Origin of the sequence: Priestia sp. HNGD-A6 (assembly GCF_045784335.1) — a bacterium.
Lineage (GTDB): Bacteria > Bacillota > Bacilli > Bacillales > Bacillaceae_H > Priestia > Priestia zanthoxyli.
On record NZ_CP138621.1, the window covers coordinates 4,215,456 to 4,227,562 of the forward strand.

Below are 12,107 nucleotides of genomic sequence, written 5' to 3' on the forward strand. Positions count from 1 at the left end.
GTTAGTAGGGGAGAAAGGTGATTAAGATGACGCGTATTCCTGTAACGGTTATGAGAGGTGGAACGAGTAAAGGGGTCTTTATCAATCATGAAGAAATGCCTGTGAACAAATCGGATTGGGAACCGTTTTTGCTAGATATAATGGGAAGTCCGGATCAACGTCAAATTGACGGGTTAGGCGGAGCCAATTCGCTGACAAGTAAAATTGCGATTATAAAAAAATCAGATTTAGAAGAAGCTGACGTAGATTACACGTTTGCGCAGGTCAGCATCAGCGAATCTCTCGTTGATTTTAAAGGAAACTGCGGCAATATCTCCTCAGCAGTGGGGCCTTACGCAATTGAACAAGGACTTGTACAAGCTGTGGAACCGGTGACCAAAGTGCGGATTTATAATACGAATACTAAAAAAGTAATCGTAGCGGAAGTAGAAGTAGAAAACGGGAAAGTGAAAACAGAAGGGGAATGTATGATTCCTGGAGTGCCAGGTACGGGTTCACCTATTTACCTTTCGTTTGAAAACGGAGAAGGAGCCGTTACCGGAAAACTGCTTCCGACCGGGAACGCTATTGATCTTCTGCAAACATCTATCGGAACAGTAAAAGCATCAATTGTTGATGTAGGAAATCCGCTTGTATTTGTTAAAGCAGCGGATATTGGCCTAAAAGGAACAGAACTTCCGCATGAATACACGGACAAACAGCTGAAGCTATTTGAAGAAATTCGCTCCATTGCAGCGGAAAAAGCGGGGCTCGCACCTCAAGACAAAGCAACTAAACTATCACCAGCGGTTCCAAAAATGACGATTATTGCTCCTCCGATGGACCACCGCGACGGGACTGGCAGAGAAAAAGCTGCTTCTCAAATGGACGTATTAATTCGCATGATGTCGATGCAAAAACCGCATCAAACGCTTGCGATTACAGGAGCAATTTGTACAACGGCGGCTATCTATACAAAAGGCACGCTTCTGTCAGAAATGGTTCAACTAAAAGGCGATACGGTTCGACTTGCTCATCCAATGGGAATTATGGAAACCAGTGTAGATCTAAAAGAAGGACAGGTTAATGGAATCAAAGTAGTGCGTACGGCCCGTCTTATTTTTGAAGGATTTGTTTATACAAAGCATGCGTACGATGTATGTTTATCAAGTTAATAACGTTCTCTAAAAAAAACTCTTTCTAGGAAACTAGGAAGAGCTTTTTTATGTTAGACTATTTTTACTGAATATTGAAAAAAGTAGGTGGTAGTATGAAAAAAAGAACGTATATTGATTTAAGCCACGTCATTGAAGACGGAGTTATCACGCATAAAGGCTTGCCGGCACCGATTATTTGCGACTATTTAAGCCGAGAAGAGTCTAAAAAGCTGTACGAACCAGGGACTGAATTTCAAATTGGTAAAATTGAAATGGTCACGAATACCGGTACGTATATTGACGTGCCGTTTCACAGATATAAAAACGGAGCGGATTTGGCTCAAACGGCTATTGATAAAACAGCCGGACTGGAAGGAATAGTAGTTTCAATCGACCCGACTTTAACGGCTATTGATGAATCTCATTTTCACCATATAGACGTAAAAGGCAAAGCGGTATTAATTCACACGGGATGGGATCGCTACTGGAATAAAGACGATTATCTAGAAAACCATCCATACTTAACAGAAAGCGCGGCGGCTTATTTAGTATCTCAACAGCCCGCTCTTGTCGGAATTGATTCGATGAATATTGACGACACAAAAGGAAAAGCAAGACCAGCTCATACGCTGCTGTTAGGAGCGGGCATTGTGATTGCTGAACACTTATGTCGCTTAGATCAACTAACGGGGTCCTTTTTATTTTACGCCGTGCCTCCTAAAATAAAAGGAGCCGGAACATTTCCGGTAAGAGCATTTGCGGAGGTAGAAAGAACATGATCCAATTACATAGATACAGGGAAGTCCAGGAATTTAAAAACCAAGTCGAGCCGTTTTTAGCGAAAAATGAAGTTCTTCATAACTTAGCGCTTGGCATTTTACACAGCTTACATGAAAACAGCAAACCGAATTTTATGGGCATTATTTTAAAAGACAATCGTGCTGCGCTTGTGTTGCTGCAAACCCATCCTCAGCAAATCATCCTGTCTCAAATACAGAAGCTAACGAATGATGAGCTGAACGAAGTAGCGGAACTGTTACAAGAGACCGCCGTACCGGGCTTAGTTGGAGAAAAGCAAACGGTTGTATATCTTTCTCAAAAACTAGCAGCGCTAAAAAATCAAGAAGCTTCGTTAAAAATGGATCAGCGCATTTATCGGTTAGACAAAGTGAAAAAAGCTGCGGACGCTGACGGAGTGCTGATAAAAGCAAAGTTGGAGCATCTTCCGCTCGTGACGGAATGGATTTGGGAGTTTATGGGCGTCATTGGAGAGCCTGTATCAAAAGAGCAAGCTGTCAAAACAGGCGAAGCTTTTATTAAAGCAGAACGGCTATTTTTATGGGAAGTGAACGGGAAGTATGTGTCAATTGCTAATGCTACGCGTCCGACAACCCACAACGTTACGATTAACTTTGTGTATACGCCGCGGGAAGAACGTAAAAAAAGCTATGCATCAAGCTGTGTGTCCACGCTTTCTCAGCTTATGCTAGACAGCGGTTTTCAAACAACAAGTCTATACACGGACACGACAAACCCTACGTCTAACAAGATTTACATGGAGATTGGGTATGAACACGTAGCTGATTCCGCATTAGTTTTATTTCATGAAAAAAAGTAGCAGGCTGCCTGCTACTTTTTCTATTACTTAAGGTTTTTTAACTAAATTTACGTGATTTAACGTTTTGCTATCATCAAAAATAAATTCAAGATCATAGGCGCCGGCGTGATACGTGTATCTCGTTTGAGTCGTACCATCACCTTTTACTTTGCTTGTAAAGTTTGGCTGACCTAATTCTTTCTTTAAGTTAGCTTGCGTGATGGATCCTAAATTTGTTTGACGCTCTACATTTGTACCAAAATAGCGGATTTCGTTAATGACATTATTTTGGTCATAGCCAAATGCATATCCAGGGTGACCCATTTCCGCATGATAGTAGTCAAAGTTATTTGATGAACCTTCAGGCGGAGGACCGAACTGATCTCGAACATCTTGACGCAGGCTTTTGCCAATTTTTAAGTCTGCTGTTAATCGCGGCACTTCACCTTTCACCGCGGCGTTATAAATTTCGTTAATGTTTTTTACAGCTGTTTGACTTTGACTGCTTGTTTCTTGAGATGTAGCTGCGTGGGCTGGAGTATCAAGCTGAGCGACGGGAGCAAATCCAAACGCAGCAATTCCTGTAATCGTCGCAGCAGCAGCCGCTTTTGATAGTCGTTGTTTCATTTTCATGATTTTTTCCTCCTATATATAAAGATTTAGCAATCTCAGTCTACCTAAAAGAGAAGGTAGGCCAGAATAGTCAAGGAGTCTTAGTTGAGTTGGTAACTGATATATATAATGTAACACGTCTTTTAGAATGTAAACGTCAGGTAAAGCAAAAAGCAAAAAACGATTCATTTATCATAGGTGAAAAGAGTGGTTTATATTCCTTTATTAGGTAAAAAAACGTAATATGAAGAAAGTTCTAATGCTTTATAAAAAACTGGATAATAATTGTAATTATGATACAATAAATCAAGTATTTGTTAAAAATATAATATCTATTTCTGGAGTTTTGATGTATGGAAAAAAATTTGATGAGAGGTACGCTTTTGTTAACAGCGTCTTCTTTGCTAACAAAGATTTTGGGTTTTATTTATATTATTCCGTTTACAGCGCTAGTCGGAACGTCAGGTTACGCGCTTTATAAGTATGCATACGGTCCATATACCTTGATGCTAAGCTTATCGACAATGGGTCTTCCGCTTGCTGTTTCGAAGTATGTATCGAAATATAACGGTCTTGGAAACTACAGGGCAGGGCAAGATCTATTAAAAGCAGGCCTTCTATTAATGACGATAACAGGCATAATAGGATTTTTAGTCCTCTATACCATGGCGCCTTCGCTCGCTGAGCTAGTGATTAACGGAAAAGATTCCTCAGGAAATAGTCAAAAAGACGTGGTATACGTGATTCGAATGGTGAGCTTTGCTTTAATTATTATCCCGCCTATGAGTCTATTACGAGGCTACTTTCAAGGTAACCAGTCCATGGGACCATCCGCGCTAAGTACAATTATTGAACAAATAGTGCGTGTGCTGTTTATTTTAGCAGGAGCATACGCTGTTATTCATCTCTTTCATAGCACGATGACAAAAGCTGTTGGAATTGGTACGTTTGGAGCGTTTATTGGAGGCTTAGGGGGTATAGGGATTCTCGGTGCGACGTATCTAAAACGCAAGCGGCTGATTATGAAGGAAGTGGATAGCGGAAAGAATAATAAATCTGTTCCGTTCTCTTTAATGTTCAAAGAGCTTGTGACGTACGCTGTTCCGTTTGTATTAGTTGGTTTAGCTATTCCAATCTATCAAAATATTGATACGTTTACGATTAACATGCTTTTTCAATCAATAGGGTATGGACAAGCTAAAGCTGAAACGATTAACTCTGTCATTGGGTTAGCGCAAATTTTAGTAATGGTGCCGGTATCGCTAGCAACTGCCTTCAGCATGTCGCTGATTCCGGGTATTACATCTTCTTTTGTGCAAGGAAATTTACGAGAAGTAAAAGGAAAGATTACAAAAACGCTGCAGCTGCTGTTGTTTTTTACTCTTCCTTCTGCGGTGGGGCTTTGTTTATTGGGTAAGCCGGTATATATGATGATCTTTGGAGCGAAAAACAGTCCTGAAATCGGTGGAGTTGTTTTACAATGGTATGCGCCTGCTGCCATTTTATTTGCTCTTTTTACCGTAACAGCCGCGATTCTTCAAGGAATTAATCAGCAAAAGAAATTAATTTTTGGCTTGGGCTTAGGTATTGTTGTGAAGATAGTATTAAACGTACTGTTGGTTTCAAGCTTAAAAGAAATTGGACCTGTTGTCGCGACGTACGGAGGATATGGTGTATCGGTTATCTATAACTTTTATTTAATTGAAAAATCCATTTCTTACCGAGTTCAATCACTAGGAAAAGCCGCGTTGACTCCTGTTTTATTAGTAAGTGTGATGTCAGCCGCTGTGCTTATTGGCAATTATGCTTCTCACTATTTTCTGGAAAATAAGCTGTCTGCATCTTCACTTGCGAGTAGCACGTCTTGTATTTCAATAGCTTTAGGTGCTGCTGTGTATCTAGGGCTTGGCGTCAAAACAAGTTTAGGGCAATCTGTTGTGTTAAATAGAAGAAAAAGAATGTAAAGGAGAGAAAGAAGTGTCAAAACGATTTGTACTAACCGTAGCCGCTGGAGGATGTATCATAATCTTCGGCGCGCTGCTGCTACTAAACTGGGAAAAGGTGTTTGGAGACTACCGTCCCATTCAAACAGCAACAGCCGTATTCAAGTTAGAAGTGGGAAGTCAAGATGTAGCAAAGACTACGGATTCAGATAATGTTCTTTACTATATGGTGAAAAAAGGACATTTAGATGAATATATTCAACTGATGAATGAAAAAGGCTATGTGTTAAAAGAGAAAGATATTGATCATAACCGACTTGTTTTTAACAATGGACAAGAGGATGAGCAAATTTACTACAAGCGCTTTGCTAGGAAGTATACGATGATTGATGGAGAAGGGTAAAGGCTTTACATACTTAGTAGACTAAAACCTTATAACTCTATCTGTTTTTAAAGTTTTTTGTGCGGAAAAGAAAAATAATATTGACAATTATGACAAAAAGCTTAATACTGACTTTATTACATAAAACAAATACAATTTGTTTCCTTATCAAGAGAGGTGGAGGGACTGGCCCTGTGAAACCCGGCAACCGCTGTCTATGACAGAATGGTGCCAAATCCTTAAGAGTGTATCGCTCTTAGAGATAAGGAAGAAGCTGAAACAAAGCTCTTCCTTATTTATTTAAGGAAGGGCTTTTTATGTACAAAAAACAACGAGGTGATAATTTGAACAAAGCAGACCGTATTAAACGAATGAAAACACCGGAAATTGATCCAAAGTATGAAGGACGAGTGCCTCCGGGTCAGGTAGTAACAGAGCGCTTTCCCATTTTACACGAAGGCGATGTGCCGGATTATAACTTAGAGGAGTGGACGCTTCGCGTGTTTGGGTTGGTAGACAAAGAAGTGATGCTTTCGTATCAAGATATATTGAACATGCCTCAAACAACGGTTAAATGTGATATTCACTGCGTAACGAGATGGACAAGACTTGATAATGAATTTACGGGCGTGCTGTTTGCAGACTTTTTAAAAGCAGTTGGCGTGGAGTTGAAAAGTAAATACATCATGCTGCACGGAGATAATGACTATACGTCAAATATTGAAGTAAAAGATTTACTGAGAGACGATATTCTTCTCGCTCATTCCTTTAACGGAGAGCCGCTTACACCTAAGCATGGATATCCGCTGCGATTGGTTGTGCCGCATTTGTACTTTTGGAAAAGTGTCAAATGGCTTCGGGGCTTTGAAGCTATTGGTGAAAACCATCCGGGCTTTTGGGAGCAAAACGGCTTTCATCTTAGAGGAGATCCGTTTAAAGAAGAGCGTTTTTCTGGAGAAGATTTAGGCATTCCAGAAGATGAGTGGGTACATAAAGACTATGATTAATGAAAATGCCTATGCTTGCGCATAGGCATTTTGTTAGCGCTGGCGGTTTAATTCCCACACAACGTGGCGAAGTTCAGGCAAAATCAGTTTGGTCATAGCTAGGCGAACAGCACCGCTTGATCCTGGTGTAGAAAAAACGGCTTTTTCGTTAATCGTCCCGGCAATTGCCCGGCTCATAATCGCTGCGCTGCCAATGTCTTCGGTGTAGCTCAGCATGCGAAACAGCTCGCCAAACCCGACGATTTCTTTATGAATCAGCGCTTGAACGGCTTCAATTGTGACGTCTCGTTTTGTAATGCCGGTGCCGCCGTTTGTGAGAACAACGTCAATGTCCTCAGCACTGCATCCGGCAAGTATCGCTTGTTGAATCGACGTTTGATCGTCTTTTACAATTTCATAGGAAGCGACCTGCATCTCGTGTTCTTTCAGAAGTTGGATCATTAGCGCGCCGCTTTTATCGGTTTCTTTTGTACGTGTATCGGATACCGTAATGACTTTGCAGCGAACGGGCTGAGTTGCTTTGGATTTATGTTCATGTGCGCTCATTATGTACCTCCTTTACGCTTCCGTACGCTTGTAGTCACCGTTTTTGCCGCCTGATTTTTCAAGCAGATATGTTTCGCCGATAATCATGCCTTTATCAATGGCTTTGCACATATCATAAACGGTTAGAGCGCAGGCAGAAGCGGCAGTTAAAGCTTCCATTTCAACGCCCGTTGAGCCTTCCGTTTTAACAGTTGCTTCTATTAATAAACGATACTTGTCATTGCTTGTATCCCAGTCAAATGAAAGGTTTACGCCTTTTAATAAAAGAGGGTGACACATCGGAATAATGTCAGACGTGCGTTTTGCTGCCATAATCCCTGCTACTTGTGCCACAGCAAGCACATCGCCTTTTCCGATTTTATGTTCTACAATGGCTTCGTGAATTTCTTTGTTAACGAGTATGCTTGAACGAGCTGTTGCAACGCGGCGAGTGATAGATTTTTCGCTAATATCGACCATATTGGCACGGCCTTGGTCATTAAAATGTGTAAAAGAAGACATCGGTGTTTTCATCCTTTTTCAGTAAATTTTGTTGTATGATAGAAATAGTGAGATATGCTATGATTTTACACCATAGCGTAAAAAGTGAACAGACATAAAGGAAGTGAAGAATGTATGTTAGAAAGCAGAACACCTATTTCAATTCCTGAAGCAATTGAAAAAATTATGACATATAAAAGAAAAGGCAGCATCGAACGCGTATCGATCACCGAAAGCTACGGGCGCTATTTAGGAGAAGATATTATTGCCGACCAAAACGTGCCTCATTTTAATAAATCGCTTTATGACGGCTTTGCGGTTCGAGCACAAGACTGCGTAGAAGTATCAAATGAACATTCTGTAGAGTTCGAAGTTGTAGGTGAAATCGGCGCTGGCTCTGTTTTTGGAGAAGAAGTAAAGCCGTTTCAAGCAGTGCGCATTATGACAGGAGCGCAAGTGCCTCATTCATGTGATGCGGTTGTGATGCTTGAAGTAACGAAGTCGTATGAAAAAGAAGGCAAAACGTATATGGCGTTAAGCAGGCGGGCTTCAAAGTGGGAACACATTGCGTTAAAAGGAGAAGAAACAAAAAAAGGAGACGTGCTCGTTTCAAAAGGAACGCGCATTAATCCGGGCGTCACGGCTTTTTTAGCTACGTTTGGCTATGCGGATGTAGCCGTGGTGAAGCAGCCGGTGGTTGGCGTGTTAACAACGGGAAGTGAACTGCTTGATGTAAACGAGCCGCTAGAGCCAGGAAAAATCCGCAACAGCAACTCTTATATGGCACTTGCGCAAATCGTAAGAAGCGGGGGAATTCCGAAATATTTAGGGAAGCTTGAAGATGATTTTGACCGCTGCTATGAAGCGGTAGAAAAAGCACTTGAAGAAGTGGATATTTTACTGACAACCGGCGGGGTATCCGTTGGTGACTATGATTATTTGCCGGCTATTTATGAAAAGCTTGGTGCCAATGTGCTGTTTAACAAAATTGCGATGCGACCGGGAAGCGTCACAACAGTCGCAGAACGAAACGGACAGCTGCTGTTTGGATTATCAGGAAACCCATCTGCTTGCTATGTCGGGTTTGAACTGTTTGTACGTCCGATTGTTCGCAGCTTTTTACATTCACCGGCGCCTCATTTACATAAAACAAAAGCGGTGTTAAACGGCCGTTTTAAAGAGCCTAATGCATTCACAAGAATGGTACGGGGAGAAATGACAGACGAAGGGGGAAGGCTCTTAGTAACGCCTGTTGGCATGGACAAGTCAGGCGCTATTTCGTCATTAGCTGCAGCAAACGCGCTGGTTGTTCTTCCGGGTGGAGAGCATGGATACGATAAGGGAATAGAAGTGGATGTGCTGCATCTTGAAAAAGAAGGTACAAGTTCGCTTTGGGTATAAAAGCAGAAGTCTGCTTATTGCTTGTCCTTTTTTTCAATAAGAATTTGAAGCAGTTCTGTAATTCGATCTAATTTGCTTTCAATGCGCACGAGTAAGTAAAAAGATAGCGCAACTGGAAAGCCTAATTCTTTAATATAACTAACCAAGTTTTCTATAATTGCATACCTCCTTCAATTAGAAGATACACTATAATATGTGATTTCTAAGTATTTGTTCGCAGGACATACATCCATTTTTAAGACAAAAGTCCTTAAGAAATAAGAAAAAGCAGCCTCGGCATTGGCAAGCGAGGCTGCTTTTTACAAGGGTTCATTCACACGTATTCAAGTATGAACGATTATTGGAATTAAACTATAACATATTTTAAAATATAAATAATACTTTTGATGTGTTCTAACATATGAATAAGAGGTGCACTTTTAATTCATCGATTTAATTGGTCCTCCTAATGAAAAATCAACTAAATGAAGGATGTATAAAAAGCTGCATATTCTATAAAAGTGACTTTTTCAGAACTCTTACTTCCCTAAGGGTTCTCTTTTTTGCTGTGTGCCTAAGAGGGTGGTTTGTGTACACGGTCTTAATCCTGAGATAAATAAATCCAGTTGATTTCATCAAATTCTTCAATACTATAATTTGAGCCTACGTTTTTTAATATTTTATTGAAGAACTTTAGATTAACTTCATGATCATACAAATCTTCTTGAATGTATTCCTTAATAATAAAGTTTGTTAAATTTGTATTATTAACAAAGTCTGAAAAGAACGACGTTATAAGGTCTGAATCTTCTTCGTTTAATTTTTCATCATTAATGATCGAAATCCTAAAAACGTTTAAAATCGCGTCAATATCTTCTGCATCCATATAACATAATGGATCTAGTTTTTTATCTTCTTCTGTAAATGGATTTCGAGTGTCTTCAATAACTACATAAGATATAATTCTTCCATTTCTTGATACATGGAAGATTTCTAAATCACGCAATTTTAAATTTCTATGAAGTGATATCATAAGTTCCTCCTATTAAAATGTTGATTTACGATATTTTAATAAATTAGATATTGGTAAATCTAAAAAGTATAGTATTCAGTTTACAGTAAAATAATCTTGTGTGGTATTAATTAACAAATATATAAACGTAAAAAGAGAAGAGGATACGTATATGAGAGAGTATTTCTTGAAAACGAAAAGGTTAGGATTTTCCATTTGGCATAGTGATGATGTTAAATATGCAAACTCTCTTTGGCGAGATGAAAACGTAACGAAATTTATTGTGGCAAATGGAAAAATGTCTGTCGAGGAAGTACGAAATAGACTTGATAGAGAAATAGATATGTATCGTCAACATAACATTCAGTACTGGCCTGTTTTTTTACTCCAAACGAACGAACATGTAGGTTGCTGCGGTGTGCGACCTTACAATATTCAAGGTAAAACTCTAGAGTTTGGCATACACTTAAAACGTGCTTATTGGGGAAAGGGAATAGCTCAAGAAGCAAGTCAAGCAGTCATAGATTACTCTTTTACTAACCTTGAGGTAAACAGTTTATTTGCGGGGCATAATCCTAAAAATAGAGGCTCTGCAAAATTACTTAATAAATTAGGGTTTAAATACACGCATGATGAGTTTTATAAACCTACGGGGTTGCAACATCCTTCTTATGTACTTACTAAAGAAGGATAGCGGCAGTTAATTTTTTAAATAGCCTAGGACATGTTTTGTGTTAACTAGAAAGAAATAGATAAACAAATACTTTATTAAGGAGGGAGATCAAATGCATTGTTTAGAACCAAAAGATTATCATAAGATACACAACATTTTAAAAGCATCATTTAAGACTCCTACATTTGCTTTTTCTGTCGTTAATCATGTGATTGAAGGATCTGTGTACGTAAATAATAGTATGAAGCCAACATCAGGATTTCTTAGAATACGTGCAGGCGACTATTACGTATTTGGTCAAGGAAATGACTTAGTGTTTAATAATTCTCTCTATCGTTACTTCGTTGAGAATGTTTATGGTAAGGAAAAACGTTTTACTGTTTTTACTCCATCGGCCGACTGGGAGGCTTTTTTTGACGAGACTTTCCAACCTTACCTAAAGAAAATGATGCGTTCTAAGTATAGATTTGTTCCTTCAAAAGTTCCTTCTCAGTATAATCTTCCCGATCTTTATGAGTTAAAAGATTTTAACTCCGACGCTTTAAGAAAAAGTAAGAATTTTAATGAATCATATATAGTGGATTACTGGGGATCAGAAAGTCATTTTCTGAAAAACGGATTAGGCGTTTGTGTTATCCATAAAGAAAATATTGTCGCTGAATGTGTGTCGATCTTTCATAGTGGAACAATAGCTGAAATCGATATTGTGACTAATCCTAGCTATAGAGGACAGGGACTGGGAAGAATAGTAGGTCAAGAGTTTATAAAAAAGTGTTTAGAAAAGAGCGTTATGCCTGCTTGGGATTGCGATAATAATAATGAAGCGTCAAAAGTATTAGCTAGTAAACTTGGATTTTCTAATGAAGAGAGGTACGCTTTATATGTATTAAAATGAAAAGCCCTAAAAATAGGGCTTTTTTGTACCGATTATACTTTTAAAGCAACAAAGTCTAGATAGAATAAGCATGTGTAAGCACTGTTCTAAAAGTATGTTACAATGTAATTATAAGGAATAAGAGGGGGATATAGGGATGTTGACGGCAGTAGTTGTAACTGTTTCAATTTTATCTTTAGCTTGGATTGTAGGGAAAAAAGAGCAACCAGGAAAACAATGATTAGATTAGAAGAAAAGCATCTGAGGTGGTATATATGCAAAAACAGCAAAGCATTACTGTATTTTTATTAATGCTAGGAATAGCAGCCATTTCTTTAGGGATGGCTTTGAAAGATGTATTCGAGTATTCTCCTACGGTGGGCTGGCTTCTAGGAACCGCAATATTAACAGGTAATTCTATTTATACAGGTGTACAAATTAAAAAGAAAAGTCATACATAATTAA

The 12,107-nt window shown here is 39.1% G+C and carries 15 protein-coding genes and 1 riboswitch; of the genes, 10 read left to right on the plus strand and 5 right to left on the minus strand.

All coding sequences use genetic code 11. From position 1 onward, the window contains the following. Nucleotides 1-26: 26 nt before the first annotated feature. The 3 genes from SCI76_RS21555 to SCI76_RS21565 all read left to right on the plus strand — a co-directional run bounded on the left by SCI76_RS21555 (nt 27) and on the right by SCI76_RS21565 (nt 2,754). Nucleotides 27-1,154, plus strand: coding sequence for a 2-methylaconitate cis-trans isomerase PrpF family protein (locus SCI76_RS21555; RefSeq protein ID WP_063247156.1), 1,128 nt, complete (start codon nt 27-29; stop codon nt 1,152-1,154). A 95-nt stretch (nt 1,155-1,249) separates the two neighbouring features. Further along, nucleotides 1,250-1,915 (plus strand): cyclase family protein, encoded by a 666-nt coding sequence (locus SCI76_RS21560; RefSeq protein ID WP_063247155.1) that lies wholly within the window; start codon nt 1,250-1,252, stop codon nt 1,913-1,915. Continuing rightward, nucleotides 1,912-2,754, plus strand: coding sequence for a GNAT family N-acetyltransferase (locus SCI76_RS21565; RefSeq protein WP_328179582.1), 843 nt, complete (start codon nt 1,912-1,914; stop codon nt 2,752-2,754). The genes SCI76_RS21560 and SCI76_RS21565 overlap by 4 nt, the downstream gene beginning before the upstream one ends. A gap of 27 nt (nt 2,755-2,781) precedes the next feature. On the opposite strand, the gene SCI76_RS21570 is transcribed toward SCI76_RS21565, so the two are convergent. Further along, a complete protein-coding gene (locus SCI76_RS21570) occupies nt 2,782-3,366 on the minus strand; it encodes a YjgB family protein (RefSeq protein WP_063247153.1) in 585 nt (194 codons plus the stop codon). Between the two features lie 332 nt (nt 3,367-3,698). On the opposite strand from SCI76_RS21570, the gene SCI76_RS21575 reads away from it, so the two are divergent. The 3 genes from SCI76_RS21575 to SCI76_RS21585 all read left to right on the plus strand — a co-directional run bounded on the left by SCI76_RS21575 (nt 3,699) and on the right by SCI76_RS21585 (nt 6,677). Then, nucleotides 3,699-5,309 carry a polysaccharide biosynthesis protein gene (locus tag SCI76_RS21575; protein WP_048020423.1) on the plus strand — a complete coding sequence of 537 codons (1,611 nt, stop codon included), beginning with the start codon at nt 3,699-3,701 and terminating at the stop codon, nt 5,307-5,309. Between the two features lie 13 nt (nt 5,310-5,322). Then, nucleotides 5,323-5,691 carry a hypothetical protein gene (locus tag SCI76_RS21580; protein ID WP_048020426.1) on the plus strand — a complete coding sequence of 123 codons (369 nt, stop codon included), beginning with the start codon at nt 5,323-5,325 and terminating at the stop codon, nt 5,689-5,691. 141 nt (nt 5,692-5,832) lie between these two features. Then, nucleotides 5,833-5,939: riboswitch (SAM riboswitch) on the plus strand. A 75-nt stretch (nt 5,940-6,014) separates the two neighbouring features. Next, nucleotides 6,015-6,677 (plus strand): sulfite oxidase-like oxidoreductase, encoded by a 663-nt coding sequence (locus tag SCI76_RS21585; protein WP_328179781.1) that lies wholly within the window; start codon nt 6,015-6,017, stop codon nt 6,675-6,677. A gap of 33 nt (nt 6,678-6,710) precedes the next feature. Here the strand turns inward: SCI76_RS21585 and SCI76_RS21590 are convergent, their stop codons facing one another. Together SCI76_RS21590 and moaC are read right to left on the minus strand one after the other, a co-directional pair. Continuing rightward, nucleotides 6,711-7,223, minus strand: a complete 513-nt coding sequence (locus tag SCI76_RS21590; protein ID WP_048020431.1) for a molybdenum cofactor biosynthesis protein B — start codon at nt 7,221-7,223, stop codon at nt 6,711-6,713. A 12-nt stretch (nt 7,224-7,235) separates the two neighbouring features. Beyond that, nucleotides 7,236-7,724: a cyclic pyranopterin monophosphate synthase MoaC gene (gene moaC / locus SCI76_RS21595; RefSeq protein WP_033580001.1), complete on the minus strand. Its 489-nt coding sequence runs from the start codon at nt 7,722-7,724 to the stop codon at nt 7,236-7,238. 114 nt (nt 7,725-7,838) lie between these two features. Here moaC and glp point away from each other — a divergent pair, with 114 nt between their 5' ends. After that, entirely contained in the window at nt 7,839-9,104 is a 1,266-nt protein-coding gene (gene glp, locus SCI76_RS21600; protein WP_328179584.1) for a gephyrin-like molybdotransferase Glp, read from the plus strand. 14 nt (nt 9,105-9,118) lie between these two features. Here glp and SCI76_RS21605 read toward each other — a convergent pair whose 3' ends face one another. Both SCI76_RS21605 and SCI76_RS21610 read right to left on the minus strand, forming a co-directional pair. Further along, nucleotides 9,119-9,250, minus strand: a complete 132-nt coding sequence (locus SCI76_RS21605; RefSeq protein WP_014458777.1) for a YvrJ family protein — start codon at nt 9,248-9,250, stop codon at nt 9,119-9,121. Nucleotides 9,251-9,684: 434 nt separating this feature from the next. Beyond that, nucleotides 9,685-10,116, minus strand: a complete 432-nt coding sequence (locus SCI76_RS21610) for a hypothetical protein (protein WP_048020435.1) — start codon at nt 10,114-10,116, stop codon at nt 9,685-9,687. Between the two features lie 151 nt (nt 10,117-10,267). Here SCI76_RS21610 and SCI76_RS21615 point away from each other — a divergent pair, with 151 nt between their 5' ends. The 3 genes from SCI76_RS21615 to SCI76_RS21625 all read left to right on the plus strand — a co-directional run bounded on the left by SCI76_RS21615 (nt 10,268) and on the right by SCI76_RS21625 (nt 12,103). Then, nucleotides 10,268-10,789: a GNAT family N-acetyltransferase gene (locus SCI76_RS21615; protein WP_221832181.1), complete on the plus strand. Its 522-nt coding sequence runs from the start codon at nt 10,268-10,270 to the stop codon at nt 10,787-10,789. 91 nt (nt 10,790-10,880) lie between these two features. Further along, a complete protein-coding gene (locus SCI76_RS21620) occupies nt 10,881-11,663 on the plus strand; it encodes a GNAT family N-acetyltransferase (RefSeq protein ID WP_048020439.1) in 783 nt (260 codons plus the stop codon). A 254-nt stretch (nt 11,664-11,917) separates the two neighbouring features. Further along, nucleotides 11,918-12,103: a hypothetical protein gene (locus tag SCI76_RS21625; protein ID WP_048020441.1), complete on the plus strand. Its 186-nt coding sequence runs from the start codon at nt 11,918-11,920 to the stop codon at nt 12,101-12,103. Nucleotides 12,104-12,107: the final 4 nt, after the last annotated feature.

Bases quoted from the DNA above. Each gene is read 5' to 3' on its own strand.
- SCI76_RS21555 (WP_063247156.1), top strand. From the start codon at position 27: ATGACGCGTATTCCTGTAACGGTTATGAGAGGTGGAACGAGTAAAGGG.
- SCI76_RS21560 (WP_063247155.1), top strand. From the start codon at position 1,250: ATGAAAAAAAGAACGTATATTGATTTAAGCCACGTCATTGAAGACGGA.
- SCI76_RS21565 (WP_328179582.1), top strand. From the start codon at position 1,912: ATGATCCAATTACATAGATACAGGGAAGTCCAGGAATTTAAAAACCAA.
- SCI76_RS21570 (WP_063247153.1), bottom strand. From the start codon at position 3,366: ATGAAAATGAAACAACGACTATCAAAAGCGGCTGCTGCTGCGACGATT.
- SCI76_RS21575 (WP_048020423.1), top strand. From the start codon at position 3,699: ATGGAAAAAAATTTGATGAGAGGTACGCTTTTGTTAACAGCGTCTTCT.
- SCI76_RS21590 (WP_048020431.1), bottom strand. From the start codon at position 7,223: ATGAGCGCACATGAACATAAATCCAAAGCAACTCAGCCCGTTCGCTGC.
- moaC (WP_033580001.1), bottom strand. From the start codon at position 7,724: ATGTCTTCTTTTACACATTTTAATGACCAAGGCCGTGCCAATATGGTC.
- glp (WP_328179584.1), top strand. From the start codon at position 7,839: ATGTTAGAAAGCAGAACACCTATTTCAATTCCTGAAGCAATTGAAAAA.
- SCI76_RS21610 (WP_048020435.1), bottom strand. From the start codon at position 10,116: ATGATATCACTTCATAGAAATTTAAAATTGCGTGATTTAGAAATCTTC.
- SCI76_RS21615 (WP_221832181.1), top strand. From the start codon at position 10,268: ATGAGAGAGTATTTCTTGAAAACGAAAAGGTTAGGATTTTCCATTTGG.
- SCI76_RS21620 (WP_048020439.1), top strand. From the start codon at position 10,881: ATGCATTGTTTAGAACCAAAAGATTATCATAAGATACACAACATTTTA.
- SCI76_RS21625 (WP_048020441.1), top strand. From the start codon at position 11,918: ATGCAAAAACAGCAAAGCATTACTGTATTTTTATTAATGCTAGGAATA.